Source organism: Janthinobacterium sp. KBS0711 (assembly GCF_000988085.1).
In the GTDB taxonomy this organism is placed as follows: domain Bacteria; phylum Pseudomonadota; class Gammaproteobacteria; order Burkholderiales; family Burkholderiaceae_D; genus Janthinobacterium; species Janthinobacterium lividum_E.
The window spans coordinates 12947-34726 of sequence record NZ_LBCO01000006.1; the positions used below are offsets into that span (position 1 = coordinate 12947).

22 protein-coding genes are annotated in these 21780 nt (G+C 60.5%); 21 read left to right on the forward strand and 1 reads right to left on the reverse strand.

Annotated elements, in window-relative coordinates; all coding sequences use genetic code 11:
- The 19 genes from VM94_RS02980 to VM94_RS03070 form a co-directional block, all read left to right on the forward strand.
- Window positions 1-694 (forward strand): transporter (locus VM94_RS02980; RefSeq protein WP_046682266.1); only part of this gene is annotated, 694 nt, incomplete at its 5' end.
- Window positions 695-841: 147 nt separating this feature from the next.
- Entirely contained in the window at window positions 842-1480 is a 639-nt protein-coding gene (locus VM94_RS02985; protein ID WP_046682239.1) for a ubiquinone biosynthesis accessory factor UbiJ, read from the forward strand.
- Complete coding sequence (ubiB, locus tag VM94_RS02990; RefSeq protein ID WP_046682125.1) at window positions 1477-3048, forward strand: ubiquinone biosynthesis regulatory protein kinase UbiB; 1572 nt, start codon at window positions 1477-1479, stop codon at window positions 3046-3048. The genes VM94_RS02985 and ubiB overlap by 4 nt, the downstream gene beginning before the upstream one ends.
- Window positions 3049-3066: 18 nt before the next feature.
- Window positions 3067-3669, forward strand: a complete 603-nt coding sequence (locus tag VM94_RS02995; protein ID WP_046682126.1) for a methyltransferase — start codon at window positions 3067-3069, stop codon at window positions 3667-3669.
- A gap of 79 nt (window positions 3670-3748) precedes the next feature.
- A complete protein-coding gene (locus VM94_RS03000; protein ID WP_046682127.1) occupies window positions 3749-4057 on the forward strand; it encodes an FmdB family zinc ribbon protein in 309 nt (102 codons plus the stop codon).
- Between the two features lie 39 nt (window positions 4058-4096).
- Complete coding sequence (locus VM94_RS03005) at window positions 4097-4738, forward strand: DUF502 domain-containing protein (RefSeq protein ID WP_046682128.1); 642 nt, start codon at window positions 4097-4099, stop codon at window positions 4736-4738.
- A gap of 69 nt (window positions 4739-4807) precedes the next feature.
- Complete coding sequence (gene aspS / locus VM94_RS03010) at window positions 4808-6604, forward strand: aspartate--tRNA ligase (protein ID WP_035824170.1); 1797 nt, start codon at window positions 4808-4810, stop codon at window positions 6602-6604.
- 84 nt (window positions 6605-6688) lie between these two features.
- Window positions 6689-7153, forward strand: coding sequence for a dihydroneopterin triphosphate diphosphatase (gene nudB, locus VM94_RS03015; RefSeq protein WP_046682129.1), 465 nt, complete (start codon window positions 6689-6691; stop codon window positions 7151-7153).
- Between the two features lie 13 nt (window positions 7154-7166).
- Window positions 7167-7460: a hypothetical protein gene (locus VM94_RS03020; protein WP_046682130.1), complete on the forward strand. Its 294-nt coding sequence runs from the start codon at window positions 7167-7169 to the stop codon at window positions 7458-7460.
- Between the two features lie 69 nt (window positions 7461-7529).
- Window positions 7530-7832, forward strand: coding sequence for a hypothetical protein (locus VM94_RS03025; RefSeq protein WP_046682131.1), 303 nt, complete (start codon window positions 7530-7532; stop codon window positions 7830-7832).
- Between the two features lie 70 nt (window positions 7833-7902).
- Window positions 7903-8724 (forward strand): endonuclease/exonuclease/phosphatase family protein, encoded by an 822-nt coding sequence (locus tag VM94_RS03030; RefSeq protein WP_046682132.1) that lies wholly within the window; start codon window positions 7903-7905, stop codon window positions 8722-8724.
- Between the two features lie 9 nt (window positions 8725-8733).
- The gene (gene clsB / locus VM94_RS03035; RefSeq protein ID WP_046682133.1) at window positions 8734-9897 is read left to right on the forward strand and encodes a cardiolipin synthase ClsB; all 1164 of its coding nucleotides are present in this window, start codon (window positions 8734-8736) and stop codon (window positions 9895-9897) included.
- Window positions 9894-10283: an RNA-binding S4 domain-containing protein gene (locus VM94_RS03040; protein ID WP_046682134.1), complete on the forward strand. Its 390-nt coding sequence runs from the start codon at window positions 9894-9896 to the stop codon at window positions 10281-10283. The genes clsB and VM94_RS03040 overlap by 4 nt, the downstream gene beginning before the upstream one ends.
- A 245-nt stretch (window positions 10284-10528) precedes the next feature.
- Complete coding sequence (locus VM94_RS03045) at window positions 10529-11131, forward strand: TetR/AcrR family transcriptional regulator (RefSeq protein ID WP_046682135.1); 603 nt, start codon at window positions 10529-10531, stop codon at window positions 11129-11131.
- Between the two features lie 78 nt (window positions 11132-11209).
- A complete protein-coding gene (locus tag VM94_RS03050; RefSeq protein ID WP_034753387.1) occupies window positions 11210-13000 on the forward strand; it encodes an acyl-CoA dehydrogenase C-terminal domain-containing protein in 1791 nt (596 codons plus the stop codon).
- Between the two features lie 14 nt (window positions 13001-13014).
- Window positions 13015-15432 (forward strand): 3-hydroxyacyl-CoA dehydrogenase/enoyl-CoA hydratase family protein, encoded by a 2418-nt coding sequence (locus tag VM94_RS03055; RefSeq protein ID WP_046682136.1) that lies wholly within the window; start codon window positions 13015-13017, stop codon window positions 15430-15432.
- A gap of 11 nt (window positions 15433-15443) precedes the next feature.
- The gene (locus VM94_RS03060; RefSeq protein ID WP_235432800.1) at window positions 15444-15941 is read left to right on the forward strand and encodes a PaaI family thioesterase; all 498 of its coding nucleotides are present in this window, start codon (window positions 15444-15446) and stop codon (window positions 15939-15941) included.
- A 60-nt stretch (window positions 15942-16001) separates the two neighbouring features.
- The gene (locus VM94_RS03065) at window positions 16002-17198 is read left to right on the forward strand and encodes an acetyl-CoA C-acyltransferase (RefSeq protein WP_046682137.1); all 1197 of its coding nucleotides are present in this window, start codon (window positions 16002-16004) and stop codon (window positions 17196-17198) included.
- A gap of 73 nt (window positions 17199-17271) precedes the next feature.
- Window positions 17272-18051: an enoyl-CoA hydratase gene (locus VM94_RS03070; protein WP_046682138.1), complete on the forward strand. Its 780-nt coding sequence runs from the start codon at window positions 17272-17274 to the stop codon at window positions 18049-18051.
- 135 nt (window positions 18052-18186) lie between these two features.
- On the opposite strand, the gene VM94_RS03075 is transcribed toward VM94_RS03070, so the two are convergent.
- Window positions 18187-19128, reverse strand: a complete 942-nt coding sequence (locus tag VM94_RS03075) for a LysR family transcriptional regulator (protein ID WP_046682139.1) — start codon at window positions 19126-19128, stop codon at window positions 18187-18189.
- A 113-nt stretch (window positions 19129-19241) separates the two neighbouring features.
- Between VM94_RS03075 and VM94_RS03080 the strand changes: the two genes are divergently transcribed.
- Complete coding sequence (locus VM94_RS03080) at window positions 19242-20099, forward strand: oxidoreductase (RefSeq protein WP_046682241.1); 858 nt, start codon at window positions 19242-19244, stop codon at window positions 20097-20099.
- Between the two features lie 152 nt (window positions 20100-20251).
- Window positions 20252-21502 (forward strand): low temperature requirement protein A, encoded by a 1251-nt coding sequence (locus VM94_RS03085; protein WP_200899193.1) that lies wholly within the window; start codon window positions 20252-20254, stop codon window positions 21500-21502.
- Window positions 21503-21780: the final 278 nt, after the last annotated feature.

Sequence of the window (21780 nt, forward strand, 5' to 3'; positions counted from 1 at the left end):
GGGCGGCGCCTTGCTGGGCCTGGGCCTGGGCGCGCTGCTGTCGCATTTCGGCCTGGGCGGCGCCCTGGCCAGCATGATCAGCACCTTGCTGATGGTGGCCTTGCTGGCCGGCGTGGCTTACTTTATCTACCGTATGGTGCGCGGCAAGCGCGACAGCAATAGCAGCGGCAATGCGCCGTTCGCCGGTTTCGGCAACCAGCCTGCGCCAGCTGGCAACGTGCCTGACATCGGTTCGCGCATTCCACCGCTGCCGCCGCTGCAGCCTGTCTCGTCCGGCGTAGGCCTGGACAAGCCGGTGCCGGCTGCCGCGCCATGGGGGGTGCCAAGCGACTTCGACAAGGAAGCGTTCCTGCGTCACGCGAAAAGCAATTTCATTCGCCTGCAAGCGGCCTGGGACAAGGCCGACGTTAACGATATCCGCGAATTCACGTCGCCGGAAGTGTATGCGGAACTGCGCATGCAAATCCAGGAACGGGGCGCGCAGCCGGACTTTACGGACGTCGTCACCATCGATGCCGAACTGCTGGGCATCGAGACGAGCGTCAACGATTACCTGGCCAGCGTGAAGTTTACTGGCCTGATCCGTTCGGCGCCGGGCGCGGCCGCGGAACCGTTCGCGGAAGTATGGAATATGTCGAAACCCGTCAGCGGCAATAGCGGCTGGGTCCTGGCAGGCATCCAGCAATTGAATTAATTGTAAAAACTTGCTGAATACTGGCTTAAGTCCATGCGGAATGCATGATGCTTAACAGATATTTCCTGCTGAACTGGTAAGATCGAAACCGCCCACGTTGTTTTACGGGCGGTTTTTTCTTTTTGGGGGCGCGAAGCGCGCAACATGATGGCACCACTTTCCGATCTTTCCCTGATGACGCCCGTCATCGCGACACTCAACCATTTGCTGGCGCAAGAGCCGTGGGCGCGCCAGCAGCTGGCCGTGCACGCAGGCAAGCTGGCCTGCATCGACACGGGCGCCGTGGCCTTGCGCTTGCGCATTGACAGCGCCGGCATGCTCGAGGCGGCGCCGGCCGACATGCCGGCCAACGTCACCATCCGCGTCAAATTGTCCGACGTGCCGCTGATCCTGCAAAACCGCGAGCGGGCGTTTTCCTACGTCAAGATCGAAGGTGATGCCGAGTTTGCCAACGCGATTTCGCAATTGAGCAAGGGCTTGCGCTGGGAAGCCGAGCATGACCTGGAAAAGGTCGTCGGCCCCATGCTGGCCACGCGCCTCGTTGCCGGCGCGAAGGATGCTGCCGCCTTTGTGCGCACGGGCCAGCAAAAGCTGGCGGAAAACGTGGCCGAATATTTTCTCGACGAACAGCCTATGCTGATCCGTCCTTCTACCTTGCAAGAGTATTCCGCTGGCGTGACGCGCGTGCGCGATGACGTCGAACGCCTGGCCAAGCGCCTTGCCCGGCTGGAAAAGGCGGCCGCCGCCGTCCAGCCGCAGTCCTCCTCACCGGATTTGTCTACATGATATTGAAATTCCTGCGCCTGTTTAAAATCATCCGTGTTTCCATCAAGTACGGTCTGGATGAGATAGCGATTTCTGGTCTGCAAGTTCCCCGCACCGCCAAATTGATCGACACCCTGATTTTCTGGCGCGACCTGTCGTCGCCACGGGGCTTGCGCCTGCGCCTGGCGCTGGAAGAGCTGGGCCCGATCTTCGTCAAATTTGGCCAGGTGCTGTCGACCCGGCGCGATTTGATGCCGCTCGACATCGCCGAAGAGCTGGCGCGCCTGCAAGACCGGGTGCCGCCTTTCGATTCCGATCTGGCCATCGCGCAAATCACCAAGTCGCTCGGCGCGCACCCTGACCAGCTGTTTGCCCGCTTCGAGCGCGAGCCGGTGGCGTCCGCCTCGATTGCCCAGGTGCACTTTGCGACCCTGAAAGACGGGCGCGAAGTGGCCGTGAAAGTCTTGCGTCCAGGCATGAAAAAGCTGATCGACGAAGACGTGGCGCTGATGCACATCGCCGCCGACTGGACCAGCCGCCTGTGGGCCGACAGCAAGCGCTTGAAACCCAAGGAAGTGGTGGGCGAGTTCGACAAATACCTGCACGACGAGCTGGACCTGATGCGCGAGGCGGCCAACGCCAGCCAGCTGCGCCGTAATTTCGCCAACTCGGACTTGCTGCTGGTGCCGGAAATGCACTGGGATTACTGTTCCAGCAGCGTCATCGTCATGGAACGCATGTATGGCATCCCCGTGTCGCAGACGGAGCGCCTGGTGGCGGCCGGCGTGGATTTGCGCAAACTGTCCAGCGATGGCGTGGAGATTTTCTTCACGCAAGTATTCCGCGACGGCTTTTTCCATGCTGACATGCACCCGGGCAATATTCTCGTGTCCATCGCGCCCGACTCGTTCGGCCGCTACATCGCGCTCGACTTCGGCATCGTGGGTACCTTGAACGACTACGACAAGGATTATTTGTCGCAAAACTTCCTCGCCTTCTTCCGTCGCGACTACAAGCGCGTGGCCGAGGCGCACATCGAATCGGGCTGGGCGCCGAAGGACACGCGCGTCGATGAGCTGGAAGCGGCCGTGCGCGCCTGCTGCGAGCCGATCTTCGACCGTCCGCTGAAGGATATTTCTTTTGGGCAAGTCTTGCTGCGTTTGTTCCAGACTTCGCGCCGCTTCAATGTGGAAGTGCAGCCGCAACTGGTGCTGCTGCAAAAGACCCTGCTCAATATCGAAGGCCTGGGCCGCCAGTTGGACCCGGAGCTGGACCTGTGGCAAACGGCCAAGCCGTATCTGGAAAAATGGATGAGCAATCAGGTGGGACCGCAAGGCTTCATGGAGCGCCTGCGCGCCGAGGCACCCCGTTATGCGCACATCTTCCCGCAACTGCCGCGCTTGCTGCACCAGGCCTTGACGGTGCATGGCGAGCCGCGTGAAAACGATGTGGAATTGATGAAAACCTTGCTGGCGGAGCAACGCCAGACGAATCGCCTGCTGAGCTTTATCGTGTACTTCGTGGGCGCCTTCGCCCTCGGCGCGCTGGGCTTGCAAGTGTTCATGCGCTGGCATCAACTCCCGTTTTAAAGGCTGAGGACGTAAGTGATGGCTGACTTCGATACCCGCGATCCGCTCTCGCCCGCCTTCTGGGACGAGCGTTTCGAGAAGCAATTCACGCCCTGGGACCACGGCGGCGTGCCCACGCGCCTGCGCAGCTTCGTTGCGGGCAGCCCGGCGCCGCTGCGCTGCCTGATTCCCGGCTGCGGCTCGGCCTATGAGCTGGTTTTCATGCTCGATCACGGCTGGGATGCCACGGCCATCGACTTTTCGCCGGCCGCCGTGGCCGCCGCGCGCGCCATCGTCGGCGAACGGGCAGGGCAGGTGGTGGAAGCCGATTTCTTTGCCTGGCAGCCCGCAGCGCCGCTGGACCTGATCTATGAACGGGCCTTTTTGTGCGCCATGCCGCGCGCCATGTGGCCGCAAGTGGCGGCCCGCTGGGCGCAGCTGCTGGCGCCGGGCACCATGCTGGCCGGTTATTTTTTCTTTGACGACAATGCCAAGGGACCGCCATTCGGCATTTCACGTGAGAAACTGCAGGAATTGCTGGCGCCGCATTTCGACTGCCTGGCCGATGAAGCCGTCGATGATTCCATCGCCGTCTTCGCGGGCAAGGAGCGCTGGATGAGCTGGCGCCGCCGGGCGCAGTGAGGCGGGCCGGGCAATTTCCGCTGGGAGTAATGGAAAAGCTTTATAATTCAGGGTTTTTGATGATTTTCTCGGAGTAGAGATGCCGATTTACGCTTACCGTTGTGACGAGTGTGGTTTTGCCAAGGATGTCTTGCAAAAGATCTCCGATCCAGTACTGACGGTGTGCCTGTCGTGCGGCAAGCCCAGTTTCAAGAAACAATTGACGGCCGCCGGTTTCCAATTGAAGGGCACTGGCTGGTACGCGACCGATTTCCGCGGCGGCACTGCGCCCACCACGGCCATTCCGACGGGCCCGGCCGATAACGCCAAGCCTGCCCCGGCCGCCGACAGCGCGCCTGCCGCTGCGCCTGCGCCCGCCCCGGCTGCAACCGCGCCGAAAGCGGACTGAGAGCGCGCCGCGCCGATACGATCCATTACCGAGAAACTGATGCGTAAATACTTTATTACCGGATTACTGATTTTGGTGCCCCTGGCCATTACGGCCTGGGTCCTGAATCTGGTGATCAGCACGATGGACCAGTCGCTGCTGCTGGTGCCCGGCAGTACGCAGCCCAGCGTCTGGTTCGGCCACAAGGTTCCCCCGCTGAGCACCATTCCCGGCCTGGGCACGGTATTGACGGTACTGATCGTGTTCTTCACGGGTTTGCTGACGAATAACCTGGTCGGCAATTACGTGGTGAAACTGTGGGAAAAATTGCTGCAACGCATACCCATCGTCAATTCCCTGTATTCGAGCGTCAAGCAAGTGTCCGATACCCTGTTTTCCCCGTCGGGCAATGCGTTCCGCAAGGCCGTGCTGGTGCCGTATCCGCACCAGAACTCCTGGACCATCGCTTTCCTGACCGGTGTGCCGGGCGGCGATGCGGCGAACCACCTGGTGGGCGACTTTGTCAGCGTGTACGTGCCGACGACGCCGAATCCGACATCGGGCTTTTTCCTGATGATGAAGCGCAGCGATGTCGTCGAACTCGACATGAGCGTCGATGCGGCGCTCAAATATATCGTCTCGATGGGCGTGGTGGCGCCTGCGGAAGTTGTTGCTGTACCGGCCCCGGCAGCCAAAGAATAAAGGCAGGCGTCCCATGCGGGACGTGGCCGGATTGAACACTCACTAACCTGAACTGAGAATTTTATGTCTATGCGTACTGAATACTGCGGCCTCGTTACCGAAGCCATGCTGGGACAAACCGTCAGCCTGTGCGGCTGGGTACATCGCCGCCGCGATCACGGCAGCCTGATTTTCATCGACTTGCGCGACCGTGAAGGCCTGGTGCAAATCGTCTGCAACCCGGAACAAGCGGAAATGTTCAAGGTCGCCGAAGCCGTGCGCAACGAATTCTGCCTGCGCGTGACGGGTGTCGTGACCAACCGTATCGAAGGCACGATCAACAACAACCTGAAGTCGGGCAAGATCGAAGTGGTCTGCTCGGAGCTGGAAGTGCTGAACCCTTCCGTGCCCGTGCCGTTCCAGCTGGACGACGACAACCTGTCGGAAACGACGCGTCTGACGCACCGCGTGCTGGATCTGCGCCGCCCGCAAATGCAGAACAACCTGCGCCTGCGCTACAAGGTGACGATGGAAGTGCGCAAGTACCTCGACGCGCTGGGCTTCATCGACATCGAAACGCCGATGCTGACCAAGTCGACGCCAGAAGGCGCGCGCGATTACCTGGTGCCGTCGCGCGTGAACGCGGGCAGTTTCTTCGCCTTGCCGCAATCGCCACAGTTGTTCAAGCAACTGTTGATGGTCGCTAACTTCGACCGTTACTACCAGATCACCAAATGCTTCCGCGACGAAGACTTGCGCGCCGACCGCCAGCCTGAATTCACGCAGATCGACTGCGAAACCTCGTTCCTGACGGAACAGGAAATCCGCGACCTGTTCGAAGACATGATACGCGTCGTCTTCAAGAACACCCTGGACATCGACCTGCCGAACCCGTTCCCGGTGATGGATTTCGCCGAAGCGATGGGCCTGTACGGTTCCGACAAGCCGGACATGCGCGTCAAGCTGGCCTTCACGGACTTGACCGAAGTCATGAAGTCGGTCGAATTCAAAGTCTTCAACGGCGCCGCCAACATGAAAGGCGGCCGCGTGGTTGCCCTGCGCGTACCGCAAGGCGGCAGCATGCCCCGTTCGGAAATCGATGCCTACACGCAATTCGTCGCCATCTACGGCGCCAAGGGCCTCGCTTACATCAAGGTCAACGAGAAAGCCAAGGGTCCTGAAGGCTTGCAGTCGCCGATCGTCAAGTTCCTGCCTGCCGACGTGCTGGCCACGATTCTCGAGCAGACGGGCGCGCAAGACGGCGACCTGATCTTCTTCGGCGCGGACAAGGCCAAGGTCGTCAACGACGCTATCGGCGCGCTGCGCGTGAAGATCGGTCACAGCGAGTTCGGCAAGAAAGCCGGCCTGTTCGAAGACGTGTGGAAGCCATTGTGGGTGGTCGACTTCCCGATGTTCGAGCACGACGAAGAAGCGGACCGCTGGACGGCAACCCACCATCCATTCACGGCGCCGAAAGACGGCCATGAAGACATGCTGGAAAGCGATCCGGGCGCCTGCATCGCCAAGGCCTACGACATGGTCTTGAACGGCTGGGAACTGGGCGGCGGTTCGATCCGTATCCACCGCGAAGAAGTGCAGTCGAAAGTGTTCCGCGCACTGAAGATCGACGCCGAAGAAGCGCAGCTGAAGTTCGGCTTCCTGCTCGACGCCCTGCAATACGGCGCGCCACCGCATGGCGGCCTGGCATTTGGCCTGGACCGTATCGTGACCATGATGACGGGTTCCGAATCGATCCGCGACGTGATCGCCTTCCCGAAAACCCAGCGCGCGCAAGACTTGCTGACCCATGCGCCGTCGGAAGTGGACGAGAAGCAATTGCGTGAACTGCACATCCGTTTGCGCAGCGCCGAGCCAAAAGTAGTGTAATGAAGCATGCGGCTGCCCTGGCGGCCGCTGTTTGATCCGCTATGCAAAAAAAGGCGCTGTCGTGGCGCCTTTTTCATTGTTGATATGACTCATAAAATTCCTGTTTCCGTGCTGGTCGTCATTCATACGGCTGACCTTGACGTCTTGCTCATCGAACGCGCGGGCCAGCCCGGTTTCTGGCAATCGGTGACGGGTTCCGTCGATGCCGTCGACGAACCGCTGCTGCAGACGGCCGCGCGCGAACTGTTCGAGGAAACCGGCATCGTTGCCGATGGACACGATATCGTGCTGCGCGACTGGAACTTGTCGAACGTGTACGAGATCTATCCGATCTGGCGCCACCGCTATGCGCCCGGCGTGACGCGCAACACGGAACACGTGTTCAGCGTGCAGGTGCCGCGCGACATCGCCATCACCCTGAGCCCGCGCGAACACTTGCAGTACGCGTGGCTGCCGTATCTGGCAGCGGCCGACCGCTGTTTTTCGTCGTCCAACGCGGAAGCGATTCTGCAATTGCCGGCCATGACGGGCCTGGCGCGCCCCACCTGATAGAAAGCATTCCATGTTGAACTGGTTACATTTGACTGCGCAGCAAAAACTGCTGGGCACCCTGGGCATCGTTTTTTGCCTGTGCTTTATCTTCCTGCTGTTCAGTTCCACCGTGCCTGGCCGCACGCCACCGATCGGCATGCCGCTGATGGCGATCGGCTGGCTGCTGCACCCGGGCGCGTTTGCCAAGGGCAAGCGCACCGTGGCCTGGCGCGGCGCACCGTTGCTGGTCAAGATCGTCTGGGCGGCCGGCATCACGGCGCTGATCGTCAGCGTGACGGCGGGCGTGGGACGCATGCTGGCTTAAGCGTTGCAAACTATTGTCATGTGGTATTATTGCTTTAATAGTAATTCCACATCATGACGAAAGGTGTACATGCTGAACTGGTCTCAACTTTCTTTTCAGCAGCGTCTCCTGGGCGTCGTATTCCTGTCCTGGATCTTTGGCGCTCTGTATGCCGTGTGTTTTCCCGATCAGCCGCATGCCCGCCTTCCACAGGCAGGCTTGCCCTTGCTGATGCTGGGATTTCTGTTGCATCCCCGTTGCTTTGCCGGCGGACGGGGCGCCTTCAGCTGGAGCAGCGCACCCGGGATCGTGAAGGGCTTGTGGGTGATCGGCATGGTGGTGGGCAGCATCAGCGCCATCGATAGTTTGCTGGCAGCGATGACGGGCAGATAAAGCTGCCATAGGTGCGCACGCGCACCTACGCTGGCGCCGCGCGAGGCCCGTCAGGGAGTAGAATCAATGCATGAAAATCCGCGTAGCAACTTATAATATTCACAAGGGTGTCTCCTCCGTGCGAGGCTTGCCCCGCGTGCATGCTTTAAAACAGGCGATCGCCCTGTTTCATGCCGATGTCGTCTTTTTGCAGGAAGTGCAAGGCAAGCATGACCGCAATGCGGCCCGCTTTGGCGCCGAGAAAAACGGCCACAAGCATTGGCCGGAAGCGTCGCAGCACGAGTTCTTTGCCGGCGCCGAGCACCATTCCGCCTACGGCATGAATGCCGTGTATGACCATGGCCACCATGGCAATGCCTTGCTCAGCAAATTCCCCATCGCCTCACAAACCAACCATGACGTCTCCGACCATGCCTACGAGCAGCGCGGTATCCTGCATTGCGTGCTCAAGACGCCGCAGGCCGACGTGCACTGTTATGTCGTCCATCTGGGCCTGTTCGAGTCGGGACGGGGCCGCCAGACGCAGGCGCTGATCGACGCCGTGATGGAGTCGGCGCCGAATGGCGAACCCGTCATCATTGCCGGCGATTTCAATGACTGGCGCAACACGCTCAGCGACAAGCTGCGCAATGCGCTGGGCGTGGTGGAAGTATTCGACCAGCGCGCCTCGAACTCGGCCTTGGGCGACCTGGTGCGCACCCTGGCGCGGCGCCAGAGCAAGACCCCCACGCCCGTGCCGGCGCGCACCTTTCCCGCCGCCTTGCCGTGGTTCCGCCTGGACCGCATCTATGTGCGCGGTTTCCACGTGGAAGGTGCGCAAGTGATGCATGGCACCTTGTGGGCAAAACTGTCGGACCACGCGCCGATCGTTGCTGCTTTGAAACTCGCGTAGACTGCCGGCATGCGCACAGTCAATTTCATCGCCCACAACGACATCAAGCTGCTGTATTGCGGCACCGATTACTTTCCCGCGCTGATAGCCGCCATCGATGGCGCGCGCTCGGAAGTCTATTTCGAAACGTATATCTTTGCCGACGACGCCACGGGTACCCTGGTGCTCGACGCGCTCAAACGCGCGGCCGCGCGCGGCGTGCTCGTGTGCATGATCACGGACTGGTTCGGCACGGGCAACCGCCGGGTCAAGGCCATGCATGCGGAGCTGGAAGCGGCCGGCGTGCATCACCGCATCTTCAACCCGTGGTTCAAGCGCGGCATCACGCGCACGCATCGCAAGATTTGCGTGGCCGACGGCGAGATTGCCCTGGTGGGCGGCATCAATATCAACGACGACATGTTTTGCGACTACGACCACAACATCAGCCTGGAAGCGCCGCGCTGGGATTTCGCCGTGCAGGTGAAGGGTCCGCTGGTCGACGCCATCCACGAAGAGGTGCAGGCGCAGTGGGCGCGGCTGGGCAAGATGAATCTGGTGCGGCGTATCAAGCTGTACCGCAAGATGCGCGTCGTCAGCAAGGAACTGGCGAAGAACCCTGTCGTGGCCGGCTTTGTCGTGCGCGACAACCTGCGCAACCGCCGCACCATCCAGCGCGCCTACCTGCAGGCGCTGGGCCAGGCAAGAAAAAGCGTGATGCTGGCCAATCCGTATTTCGCCCCCGGGCACAAGCTGCGCCACGCGCTGGCCCAGGCGGCCCAGCGGGGCGTCGACGTGGTGCTATTGATCGGCGTGGGCGAGTTCCGCATGCAAGACGCCGTGGCGCACTCGTTTTACCCGAAACTGCTGGCCGCCGGCGTCAAGATTGTGGAATACCGCAAGACGCAGCTGCACGCCAAGGTGGCCGTCGTCGACGACGACTGGGCGACGGTGGGGTCCAGCAATATTGACGCGCTGAGCCTGTTCCTCAACCAGGAAGCGAACGTCGTGATCAAGGACGTGGCGTTCGCGCAAAGCTTGCGCCAGCATATCGAGCAGGGCGTGGCCGACGGCATCGTGATTCACCAGGATGATTTCAAGCACATCGGCCGCTTCCGGCGCATCGGCTATGAAGCCGCCTTCCTCGTGTACCGGCTGGTGATGCGCATTTTTTCAGTAGGCAAGTACGCATGAGCGAGATGACAACGGTAAGGCTGGACAAATGGCTGTGGGCGGCGCGCTTCTTCAAGACGCGTTCGCTGGCCAGCGAAGCCGTCGACACGGGTAAAGTCAAGGTGGGCGGCGAGCGCGTGAAACCGGCGCGCAGCGTGCGCGTGGGCGACGAGCTGGCCATCGACAATGGCGCGGAGACGTGGGAAGTGGCCGTGCTGGGCCTGTCCGACAAGCGCGGCGCGGCGCCCGTGGCGCGCTTGCTGTATGGCGAAACGCCGGCCAGCATCGCCCGCCGCGAACAGCTGGCCGAGGAACGCAAGCTGTTCCGCGAGCCGGGCACCACCATCAAGGGGCGGCCGACCAAGCGCGACCGCCGTCAATTGAACAAGGCAGGCGGCCTCGACTGAGGCCATGCGGCAGGGCGCATGCCGCTTTTGCCTGCCTGAAATCACTACAAACACGCAGGCAAAAAATGCTGCGCTGCACCAATAGAACGCCGGCTCTAAAGTTCCCGTTTGACTTTTACGTGGTAGTGGATAATAGTACGAGCGTTCGGATTTTTTCGAAGCGTGCTTTTTTTTACCCTCGCTTCAGTCCGCCAAATCGGCAACATACTTTGAGAACGGACATTTTGAATACTTCAGTCAAATTCATGCGCAAGGGCGAACTGACCCGTGCAGCCATCCTCGACGTGGCGCTGGATCTGTCCAGCCGTGACGGCCTGGAAGGCCTGACCATAGGGCTGCTTGCGGACAAAATGAACATGAGCAAGTCGGGCGTGTTTGCCCACTTTGGCTCGCGCGAAGACTTGCAGATGGAAGTGCTGAAGCTCTACCACTATCGTTTCGAGCAAGAAGTCTTTTTCCCCAGCATGAAAGAACCACGCGGCATCCAGCGCCTGCAATCGATGTTTGCGCGCTGGGTCAAGCGGGTCAGCGTGGAAATCGCTTCCGGCTGCATCTATATCAGCGGCGCCGTCGAGTATGACGACCGTCCCGGTCCCATCCGCGAGGCCCTGGTGGCCATGGTGCGGGCCTGGCAGGGCGCGCTGCTGCGCAGTGTCGAGCAATCGATCGCCACGGGCGACCTGAAAGCGGACACGGATGCCCAGCAGCTGGTGTACGAGATGTATGGCCTGATCCTGGCCCTGCATCACGATGCGCGCTTCCTGCGCGTGCCGGGCAGCATCGAACGGGCGCAAGCGGGCTTTATCCGCCTGCTGGCGTCGTACCAGAATTGCGTCACAAGCAAATAAGCCGTCAGGCAGTATCCGCAACAACGCACACGCACTTACAAGTACAACACTTTAGCTAATCGCCTTCAGGAGAAAATTATGGGTCAATACGTCGCGCCAATCCGGGATATGCAATTCGTCCTGCATGAGTTCCTGCAAGTGGAAGAAGAACTGAAGCAAATGCCGTCGTACGCCGACGTCGACGCCGACATCATCAACCAGGTGCTGGAAGAGGGCGGCAAATTCACCTCCGAAGTACTGTTCCCGCTGAACCACTCCGGCGACCGCGAAGGCTGCCACCACGACCCCGTCACGAAAAGCGTGACCACGCCGAAAGGCTTCAAGGAAGCCTACAAGCAGTACGTCGAAGGCGGCTGGGCGGCCTTGGCTTGCGATCCGGAATATGGCGGCCAGGGCTTGCCTGTCGTGCTGAACAACTCCTTCTATGAAATGCTGAACTCGTCGAACCAGGCCTGGTCCATGTACCCTGGCCTGTCGCACGGCGCCTACGAGTGCCTGAAGGAACACGGCACCGACCACCAGAAGGAAGTCTACCTGCCGAAGCTGGTGTCGGGCGAATGGACGGGCACCATGTGCCTGACCGAACCGCACTGCGGCACCGACCTGGGCCTGCTGCGCTCGAAAGCGCTGCCTGAGGCGGACGGTTCCTGGACCATCACCGGCAACAAGATCTTCATCTCGGCCGGCGAGCACGACATGGCGGAAAACATCCTGCACCTGGTGCTGGCCCGCGTGCCGGACGCGCCGGAAGGCTCGAAAGGCATCTCGCTGTTCCTGGTGCCGAAATTCCTGCCAAATGCGGACGGCACGGTCGGTGAACGCAACCCGATCACCTGCGGCGCCATCGAAGAAAAAATGGGCATCCACGGCAATTCGACCTGCCAGATGAACCTGGACGGCGCGAAAGGCTGGATCATCGGCCAGCCGAACAAGGGTCTCAACGCCATGTTCGTCTTCATGAACGCGGCCCGCCTGGGCGTGGGCATGCAGTCGCTGGGCCTGACGGAAATCGCTTACCAGAACGCGCTGATCTACGCCAAGGACCGCACGCAAATGCGTTCGCTGTCCGGCATCAAGAACCCGGAACTGCCGGCCGACCGCATCATCGTGCACCCTGACGTGCGCCGCATGCTGCTGACGGGCAAAGCCTACGCCGAAGGCGCGCGCGCGTTCACCTCGTACGTGGCGCTGCAGATCGACCGCGAACTGCACCACCCGGACGCTGACGTACGCAAGGAAGCGGCCGACGAAGTGGCGCTGCTGACCCCTGTCATCAAGGCCTTCATTACCGACAACGCCTGGATCGCCACTTCGGACGCGATGCAAGTGTTCGGCGGCCACGGCTACATCTCGGAGTGGGGCATGGAGCAGTATGTGCGCGACGCGCGCATCAACATGATCTACGAAGGCACGAACACGATCCAGTCGCTGGATCTGTTGGGCCGCAAGATCCTCGGCGATAACGGCGCCAAGCTGCGCAAGTTCGGCGAAAAGATCAAGGCTTTCGTCGAAGACAACGGCACCGATGAAGCGATGAGTGAATTCGTCACCCCACTGGGCGACCTGGGCGACAAAGTCACCAAGCTGACCATGGAAATCGGCATGAAGGCCTTCCAGAACCCTGACGAAGTGGGCGCGGCATGCGTGCCTTACCTGCGCGTCGTCGGCCACATGATCTACAGCTATCTGTTCGCGCAGATGGCCAAGATCGCCCTCGAAAAAGAATCCAGCGGCGACAAGTTCTACACCGCCAAACTGGCTACCGCACGTTTCTACTTCGCCCGCTTGCAGCCTGAGACGGCAACCCTGATCCGTCAGGCGCGTTCCGGTTCGGCCAACCTGATGGCACTCGACGCAGACCTGTTCTAAGACTTGAGGAAAATATGACCAATTTCATCGTTAAAAAAGTAGCCGTCCTCGGCGCCGGCGTGATGGGCGCGCAGATCGCCGCCCATTGCATCAACGCGAAAGTGCCGGTCGTGCTGTTCGACCTGCCGGCTAAGCCGGAGCATGTCTCCGGCGGGACGGATAAAAATGCAATCGTGCTGCGCGCCATCGAGAACCTGAAAAAGCTGTCGCCTGCCCCGCTGGGCAACAAGGATGATGCGGCGCTGATCCAGGTCGCCAACTACGAAGACAACCTGGACCTGCTGGCCGGTTGCGACCTGATCATCGAAGCCATCGCCGAGCGCATGGACTGGAAACACGACCTGTACCAGAAGGTGGCCCCGCACATCGGCCCGAACGCGATCTTCGCCTCGAACACCTCGGGCCTGTCGATCACCAAGCTGGCCGAAGGCTTCGATGCGGACCTGAAATCGCGCTACTGCGGCGTGCACTTCTTCAACCCGCCGCGCTATATGCACCTGGTCGAGATCATCCCGACCGAGTTCACCAAGCCTGAAATCAGCGACCAGCTGGAAGGCTTCTTGACCACCACCCTGGGCAAGGGCGTGGTCCGCGCCAAGGATACGCCGAACTTCATCGCCAACCGCGTGGGCGTGTTCGGCATCCTGGCCATCGTGCACGAAGCTGAAAAATTCGGCCTGTCCGTGGACGTTGTCGATGATTTGACGGGCGCCAAGCTGGGCCGCGCCAAGTCGGGCACCTTCCGCACGGCGGACGTGGTTGGCCTGGACACCATGGGCCATGTGATCAAGACCATGCAGGACTACCTGCCGAACGATCCGTTCGCCGCCGTCTACAAGACGCCGGCCGTGCTGGCGCAGCTGGTGGAAAAGGGCGCGCTGGGCCAGAAGAGCGGCGCAGGCTTCTACAAGAAGGTTGGCAAGGAGATTCAACGCCTGGACTTCGCCACCGGTGAGTACGTGGCCGGCGGCGCCAAGGCTGCCGACATCATCGCCCGCATCCTGAAGGAAAAGGATCCGGTCAAGAAGATGAAGGCGCTGCGCGAATCGACGAACCCGCAAGGCCAGTTCCTGTGGGCGATCTTCCGCGACGCTTTCCACTACATCGCCATCCACCTCGACACCGTGGCCGACAATGCGCGCGACGTCGACTTTGCCATGCGCTGGGGCTTCGGCTGGAACGTGGGTCCGTTTGAAACGTGGCAGGCATCGAACTGGCTGCAAGTGGCCAACTGGGTCAAGGAAGACATCGACGCCGGCCACGCGTTGTGCAATGCACCGCTGCCAGCCTGGGTCTTCGAGGGTCCGGTCGCTGAAAAAGGCGGCGTGCACACGCCGGAAGGTTCGTACTCCGCCGTGTCGAACAGCTTCGTGCCACGTTCGACCCTGTCCGTGTATGACCGCCAGCCATTCCGCGCGCCAGTCCTGGGCAGCGGCGCCATCGACGGCAAGACCGCCGGCACCACCGTCTTCGAAGACGAATCCGTGCGCGTCTGGCATACGGGCGACGATGTGTTGATCATCTCGTTCAAGACCAAGATGCACGTGATCGGCGAAGGTGTCATCAACGGCCTGAAACTGGCGCTGGCCGAAGCCGAGAAGAATTTCAAGGGCCTGGTGATCTGGCACGCCGATGCAGCCGAAGGCGGCGCGTTCTCGGCCGGCGCCGACCTGCAATCGGCCCTGCCGGCGTTCATGCAAGGCGGCGTGAAAGCCGTCGATCCGATCATCGCCGAACTGCAGAACACCTTCATGTCGCTGAAATACGCGAACGTGCCGGTGATCGCCGCGGTCGCTGGCCTGGCGCTGGGCGGCGGTTGCGAACTGGCCCTGCACGCATCGAAACGCGTGGCCTCGATCGAGTCGTATATCGGCCTGGTGGAAGTGGGCGTGGGCCTGATTCCCGCCGGCGGCGGCTTGAAGGAAGCGGCGCAGCGCGCCTACAAGGAAGCCAAGGGTAACGACATCCTGCAATTCCTGAAGACGGGCTTCACCAATGCGGCCACCGCCAACGTGTCGAAATCGGCGCTGGAAGCGAAGAAGATGGGCTACCTGAAAGAAGACGACGTGATCGTGTTCAACGCCTACGAGCTGCTGCATGTGGCCAAGGTCGAAGCGCGCGCCATGTTCGACGCGGGCTTCCGTCCAGCGCTCCCTTCGCTGATCCAGGTGACGGGCCGTTACGGCTGGGGCACCATCAAGGCGCAGCTGGTCAACATGCGCGACGGCGGCTTCATTTCGGCGCACGATTTCAAACTGGGCGAGATGATCGCCGAGATCGTATCGGGCGGCGACGTGGACCAGGGCAGCTTCGTCAGCGAACAGTGGCTGCTGGATATGGAACGCAAGGCATTCCTGGAGCTGTTGAACCATCCGAAAACCCAGGAACGGATCATGGGCATGATGCAAACCGGTAAGCCGGTACGCAACTAAGCCTGACGTCGATGACGATCCTGTCCATTATTTTTAAAGTATTGCTGCGCGTGAGGCCAAGCATGGTGTATGACCGTATCAAACAACAGATGATGGACACCTTGCCCTTCGTGCGGCTGCTGGGGATCAGCATCGACGACATCGGCGCCGGCACTGCGAAGGTGTCGATGCCGGAAGATCCAAAACTGAATAATCACCTGGGCACGCAGCACGCGGGCGCCTTGTTTACCCTGGCCGAAACGGCTTCCGGCGCGGCCATGGCTGGCGGCTTCGCCGAGCTGATACTGGGCTTGCGCCCGGTGGCCAAGGAGTCGCGCATCCAGTACCAGAAGGTGGCCCGGGGCGCGACGCGCGCCGAAGGCCGGGTACCGGGCGACCTGGCTGCCTTGAAGGCGCAGCTGGCGCAGGACGGCAAGGTGGCGTTTCCCGTGGCAGTCGATATTTTCGACGCCGAAGGCACGCTGGCGGCACAGGTGACGGTGGACTGGTATTTGTCGCAGAAGCGATAGGCCAGCATCCCGGACATTCGACAGAACACGAACTTCGTTCAACATCTTTGAAAGCATAAAATGAGCAAACAACTTCAAGACGCCTACATCGTCTCTGCAACCCGCACCCCGATCGGCAAGGCGCCGCGCGGCATGTTCAAGAACACCCGCCCGGACGACCTGCTGGTGCGCGTGCTGCAATCGGCCCTGGCGCAAGCGCCTGGCCTCGACCCGGCTTTGATCACCGACGCCATCATCGGTTGCTCGTTCCCGGAAGCGGAGCAGGGCTTCAATATCGCGCGTAACTCGGTGCTGCTGGCCGGCTTGCCGAAAACCGTGGGCGGCGTCACCGTCAACCGTTACTGCGCTTCGGGCATCACGGCCATTGCCATGGCGGCCGACCGCATCCGCGTGGGCGAAGCCGACGTGATGATCGCCGGCGGCATCGAATCGATGTCGATGGTACCGATGATGGGCCACCACCCATCGATGAACCTGGACATGTTCAGCGACGAGAACATCGGCATGGCTTACGGCATGGGCCTGACGGCCGAGAAAGTGGCGCAGCAATGGAAAGTGTCGCGCGAACAGCAGGATGCGTTCTCTGTTGAATCGCACCGCCGCGCCATCGCCGCGCAGCAAGCCGGTTTCTTCAAGGCGGAAACGACGCCCGTGGAAATCATCACGCGCACGCCGAACCTGGCTACCGGCCAGGTCGATGTAACGCGCCGCACTGTCGACACCGACGAAGGCGCACGCGCCGATTCGTCGATGGAGTCGCTGGCCAAGCTGAAGCCTGTCTTCGCTGCCAAGGGTTCCGTCACGGCCGCCAACAGCTCGCAGATGTCCGACGGTGCCGGTGCGCTCTTGATCGTCAGCGAAAAAATCCTGCGCGAGCACAACTTGACCCCGCTGGCGAAATTCTCCTCGTTCGCCGTGCGTGGCGTGCCGCCGGAAATCATGGGCATCGGTCCTAAATTCGCCATTCCAGCCGCCTGCGCCGCCGCCGGCATCACGCAAGACCAGCTGGACTGGATCGAGCTGAACGAAGCGTTTGCCGCGCAAGCCTTGGCCGTCATCGGCGACCTGGGCCTGGACCCGGCGAAGGTCAACCCGATGGGCGGCGCGATCGCCCTGGGCCACCCGCTGGGCGCCACCGGCGCCATCCGCGCGGCCACCGTGATCCACGCACTGCAGCGCACCAAGCAGAAGTACGGCATGGTCACGATGTGCGTCGGTGCCGGCATGGGCGCGGCAGGTATTTTCGAACGCGTCTAAGTTCGACGGGCTAAAGCAATAAAACAGGGCGCTGCGGGATTACCCCGGCGCCCTTTATCTTTTTGGAGACGACATGGATATTTTGTGGAGCAAGAGCGAGGGCATTCTGACCCTGGAATTTAACCGCCTGGAACGCAAGAATGCGATCACGGGTGCCATGTACCAGACCCTGGCCGATGCGCTGGTGGCGGCGGAGACCGATGATGAAGTACGCGCCATCCTGATCTGCGGCAAGCGCGAGATTTTCACGGCCGGCAACGACCTCGATGACTTCATGAAAACGGCGCGCCCGAAAGATGGCTCGCTCGACCATGACCGTCCCGTGTTCCAGTTCATGCGCGCCCTGTACGGCAGCAGCAAGCCCGTGGTGGCGGCCGTTTCCGGTCCCGCCATCGGCATCGGCACCACCTTGCTGATGCATTGCGACCTCGTCTACGCGGCCGATAACGCCAGCTTTTCGATGCCGTTCACGCAGCTGGGCCTGTGCCCGGAATTCGGCTCCAGCCTGCTGCTCACGCAACTGGCCGGCTACCCGCGCGCGGCGGAAAAACTGATGCTGGGTGAGTCGTTCCCGGCCAGCGAAGCGCTGGAAATGGGCCTGGTCTCGAAAGTCGTGCCCCTGTACGACTTGATGACGTACGCGCAAGGCCAGGCCGCCAAGCTGGTGGCCCTGCCGGCCGCCTCCATCCGCGCCACCAAGCGATTGATGAAACAAAGCCGCCTGGAGCCGATGAAGGCTGCCATCGCCGAGGAAAACAAACTGTTCAGCGCCATGCTGGGCGGCGCCGAGGCGAAGGAAGCGTTTACGGCCTTCTTTGAAAAGAGGAAGCCCGATTTCAAGAAGTTTGCATAAGGCGGGGCCTGACATCTTGTCGGGCCCAGCACCATCTGATTTGGACATGACGATCGGTGATGAGAATGCGGTGGCCGGTGCTGCCGCAATTCATGGAATGGATTTTTCTCAGCCCCTGCGTATGAGGATGTGCCTTCAACGGGGGATGGAAGCGGCCAATTCCGAGCTCTCCAGGAAGAATGCGCGGTTGTCAGCGAGTTTTTCGATCATGAAGTCAATAAAGGTCCTCACCCGCAGCGACTGTTCCGCCCGATGCCCATAGTAGATATAGATGGCGCCGCACTGGCTGACATGCTGCATGAGCAAAGGCACGAGCCGGCCGCTACGGATATGCGGCATGGCCTCGAAACTCCCTAGCTGTCCAATGCCAAGGCCCGACAACACCGCCCGTGTCTCCATCGCGGTGTCATTCACGCAAATGACGGCCGGTATGTCCCGATGCACAATTTCGTCGCCGATCTGGAACTGCCATTGGGCGACCTTGCCTGTGTTTGCCCACCGATAGCCGGTACAGCTGTGCTGGCTCAGTTCGTCTATCGTTTGAGGAGCGCCGTGGCGCTGGATGTAGTCCGGCGATGCGCAAACGATCAGCTGAATGGGCACGAGCCGCCGCGCAATCGACCCTCCCGAGGGCGGGGGGCCACCCCGGAAACCGACATCGGCGCGCCCGCTCACCAGATCGGTGAACTGGTCATCGAGCTGGATGTCGAGCTGCACTTTGGGATGGGACTGGTGGAATAATTCGAAAAATTGCCAAAGCACGGACAGCCCCAGCGACTGGGGAGCGTTGATGCGCAATATCCCGTTCACTTCTTCCTTTGACCGGCGCGCTTCGTCGAGGGATGACGACAGTATGGCCAGTGCCGGTTTCACGCTGTCGAACAGGCGCTGGCCTTCTTCCGTCAAACTCAGCTTGCGCGTGGTCCGGTGGAACAGGCGCACGCCCAGTGATTTTTCCAGCTGGATCACCGATTGGCTGGCCGCCTGCGGGGAAATGCCCTGGTCGATGGCCGCGCGCCGCAAGCTGCCCAGCGTTGCCGTACGGACGAAGACGGTAATGGCGCGGATATCGTTCATGGAGCGAGAATGATTAGCAAGTTTTAGTTGATTATCATTCTAGCATTTGACCACTAGTTCATGCCAATTTTTGCTTCTATCATTCGCCCTTTAAGCAGCTCGGGAGCAGAATGATGAAGAACGTCCAACAGCACGAACTCAAGCGCGTCTGGTTGATTACCGGTGCATCCAGGGGCATCGGCGCATTGATTGCAGAGGCGGCACTGGCGGACGGCAATGCCGTGGTCGCAACCGGGCGCAACGCGACAGCGATCATCGAGCGGCTTGGCACGTCCGCCGCGTTGCTGCCGATTGCGCTCGACGTGACGAATGAGGAGCAAATCAGGCTGGGCGTGCGCGTTGCGCTGGAACATTTTGGGCGTATTGACGTGCTCGTCAATAATGCGGGCTTCGGTCTGTTGGCTGCCGTGGAAGAGTCTGGCGATGCGGATGTGAGACGGATGTTTGACACGAATGTCTTCGGCTTGCTGAACGTGACGCGCGCCGTGCTGCCTATAATGCGGGCTCAGCGTTCCGGTCACGTGATCAATATTTCATCGATCGGCGGCTATCAGGCTGCGGCAGGGTTCGGGGTGTATTCATCGACAAAATTTGCCGTCGAAGGCATCACGGAAGCCATGCATACCGAACTCAAGCCACTGGGCATCCACGCCACCATCGTTGAACCAGGTTATTTCCGCACCGATTTCCTCGATGCCTCGTCGCTGCTCGTAGCGCCCGATGAAATTGGCGATTACGCGGCGACTTCGGGCGCCGTGCGCAAACAAGCGTTATCGCTGAACCACAATCAGCCCGGTGATCCCAAAAAATTGGCGGCCGCCATGCTCCGCCTTGCCGACGCGCCCAATCCGCCACTGCGCCTTCCCATGGGCACCGATACGCTGGCTGCGATTGCCGCAAAAAATGCCTTTGTGGCACAGGAAATGGAGACGTGGCGCGAGCTCTCCGCATCGACGGATTTTCCCGCTTAACGGAGTTTGACCGGGGTGTGCCGGGTATGGATGCAATACCCGGCATTGTGTGAGCCATGCTTGAATTTTGCCATATGAGCAATTCGCAGGCTACACTGCACCTGATTCTTGAAACCATTATTGATATCGCGTTCGCTGGCAAGGAATAACGCATGAGCACATCTGATTCTGTTGGCAAAGTTCTCCACCATCACATACGGCGGATGTCAGGACGCGATCCGCACGAGCCGCACCGTGTCGCATCGTCTCTGGAATTGTTATTCGACCTGACTTTCGTCACATGCTTTGCGTTTGCCGCGGCACAGTTCGCACACGCACTCGCGGCAGGCCATTACGCCAGCGCGCTCATCGGATTTGGATTTTCGAGCCTCTGCATCTGCTGGGCCTGGTTCAATTTCACGTGGTTTGCATCCGCCTACGACACTGACGACTGGATTTTCCGCATCACCACGATGGTACAGATGACGGGTGTGCTGGTGCTGGCGGTCGGTTTGCCGCGCCTGTTCTCTTCCCTCGAACACGGCCAGCAGTTGGATAACTCGGTGATGGTACTCGGCTACGTGATCATGCGCGTGGCGCTGATATTTCAATGGTTGCGGGCAGCGAGGCAAGACGTCGCACGACGCCGCGCTTGCCTCACCTATGCCGCCGCCATTGCGATTGCCCAGATAGGCTGGATAGCGATTATTCTTTTCCCTTTCTCGATGGGCGTGACCATTGTCCTGGTTGTCCTCTGGTTTCTCATTGAGTTCGCCGGCCCCGTGCTGGCGGAGCGCAAGGATGGCGATACGCCATGGCACGCGGAGCACATTGCGGAACGCTACAGCCTGTTCGCCATCCTTGCCTTGGGGGAAGGCCTGGTCGGTACGGTCGCGACGTTGTCTGCCGAAATAGAGCACCAGGGCTGGACACTGGAAACGGCGCTCGCTTGCATTGCAGGCGTCGGACTGACCTTTGGCATGTGGTGGGTGTATTCCATTCTGCCGTCGGCGAATGTGCTGCACGTGCATCGCTCACGCGCTTTCATCTGGAGCTATGGGCAGATATTGATCATTGCATCTATTGTGGCAACGGGGGCTGGCCTTGACGTCGCGGCGAACCTGATTGAAAACAAGGCCCATATCGGCACACTCCCGGCCCTGCTTGCCACGGCGATTCCCGTGACCATTTTCCTCGCCTTGATTTATGCGCTCCACTATTTTCTTGTGCGCCGCTTCGATCAACTGCATATATGGCTTTTGCTTGCAACAGCTGCCGTCATCGCGACGGCGATCATGGCGGCGATCTTTGGCGCGAATATCGTTGAATGTCTCGGTATTTTGCTCTTTGCGCCGGTCATCACGGTCGTCGGCTATGAGGTATTGGGACACCGTCACCAGGGCGACATGCTCACGCCCCGTTAATGTGTGACGCAGTGGGCGAACCGATTGCCTGCTGTTGATACGGCTGCCGGCAAGCAAACCTGACATTTTTATCTTTTATGATACTTTTCTGAAGAATTTCATTTTTACGCTAAGTAATCCTCAGGAAATTATTGTGAATTTATGACGAACAGAACCGGATGCTATGCAAGGCGCCCGCTGCGACGCAGTGCGAGCACTGCTAGCAGCGGGCAACGCCGCAGAGCGCCGGTTATGGAAGTCAGAAATCACAATAATTTATTGGGGGTTACTTAATTCAT

Excerpts from the sequence above, each read along its gene's own strand:
- VM94_RS02985 (WP_046682239.1), top strand. The coding sequence starts at position 842 with ATGGCACCACTTTCCGATCTTTCCCTGATGACGCCCGTCATCGCGACA.
- ubiB (WP_046682125.1), top strand. The coding sequence starts at position 1,477 with ATGATATTGAAATTCCTGCGCCTGTTTAAAATCATCCGTGTTTCCATC.
- VM94_RS02995 (WP_046682126.1), top strand. The coding sequence starts at position 3,067 with ATGGCTGACTTCGATACCCGCGATCCGCTCTCGCCCGCCTTCTGGGAC.
- VM94_RS03000 (WP_046682127.1), top strand. The coding sequence starts at position 3,749 with ATGCCGATTTACGCTTACCGTTGTGACGAGTGTGGTTTTGCCAAGGAT.
- VM94_RS03005 (WP_046682128.1), top strand. The coding sequence starts at position 4,097 with ATGCGTAAATACTTTATTACCGGATTACTGATTTTGGTGCCCCTGGCC.
- aspS (WP_035824170.1), top strand. The coding sequence starts at position 4,808 with ATGCGTACTGAATACTGCGGCCTCGTTACCGAAGCCATGCTGGGACAA.
- nudB (WP_046682129.1), top strand. The coding sequence starts at position 6,689 with ATGACTCATAAAATTCCTGTTTCCGTGCTGGTCGTCATTCATACGGCT.
- VM94_RS03020 (WP_046682130.1), top strand. The coding sequence starts at position 7,167 with ATGTTGAACTGGTTACATTTGACTGCGCAGCAAAAACTGCTGGGCACC.
- VM94_RS03025 (WP_046682131.1), top strand. The coding sequence starts at position 7,530 with ATGCTGAACTGGTCTCAACTTTCTTTTCAGCAGCGTCTCCTGGGCGTC.
- VM94_RS03030 (WP_046682132.1), top strand. The coding sequence starts at position 7,903 with ATGAAAATCCGCGTAGCAACTTATAATATTCACAAGGGTGTCTCCTCC.
- clsB (WP_046682133.1), top strand. The coding sequence starts at position 8,734 with ATGCGCACAGTCAATTTCATCGCCCACAACGACATCAAGCTGCTGTAT.
- VM94_RS03040 (WP_046682134.1), top strand. The coding sequence starts at position 9,894 with ATGAGCGAGATGACAACGGTAAGGCTGGACAAATGGCTGTGGGCGGCG.
- VM94_RS03045 (WP_046682135.1), top strand. The coding sequence starts at position 10,529 with ATGCGCAAGGGCGAACTGACCCGTGCAGCCATCCTCGACGTGGCGCTG.
- VM94_RS03050 (WP_034753387.1), top strand. The coding sequence starts at position 11,210 with ATGGGTCAATACGTCGCGCCAATCCGGGATATGCAATTCGTCCTGCAT.
- VM94_RS03055 (WP_046682136.1), top strand. The coding sequence starts at position 13,015 with ATGACCAATTTCATCGTTAAAAAAGTAGCCGTCCTCGGCGCCGGCGTG.
- VM94_RS03060 (WP_235432800.1), top strand. The coding sequence starts at position 15,444 with ATGACGATCCTGTCCATTATTTTTAAAGTATTGCTGCGCGTGAGGCCA.
- VM94_RS03065 (WP_046682137.1), top strand. The coding sequence starts at position 16,002 with ATGAGCAAACAACTTCAAGACGCCTACATCGTCTCTGCAACCCGCACC.
- VM94_RS03070 (WP_046682138.1), top strand. The coding sequence starts at position 17,272 with ATGGATATTTTGTGGAGCAAGAGCGAGGGCATTCTGACCCTGGAATTT.
- VM94_RS03075 (WP_046682139.1), bottom strand. The coding sequence starts at position 19,128 with ATGAACGATATCCGCGCCATTACCGTCTTCGTCCGTACGGCAACGCTG.
- VM94_RS03080 (WP_046682241.1), top strand. The coding sequence starts at position 19,242 with ATGAAGAACGTCCAACAGCACGAACTCAAGCGCGTCTGGTTGATTACC.
- VM94_RS03085 (WP_200899193.1), top strand. The coding sequence starts at position 20,252 with ATGAGCACATCTGATTCTGTTGGCAAAGTTCTCCACCATCACATACGG.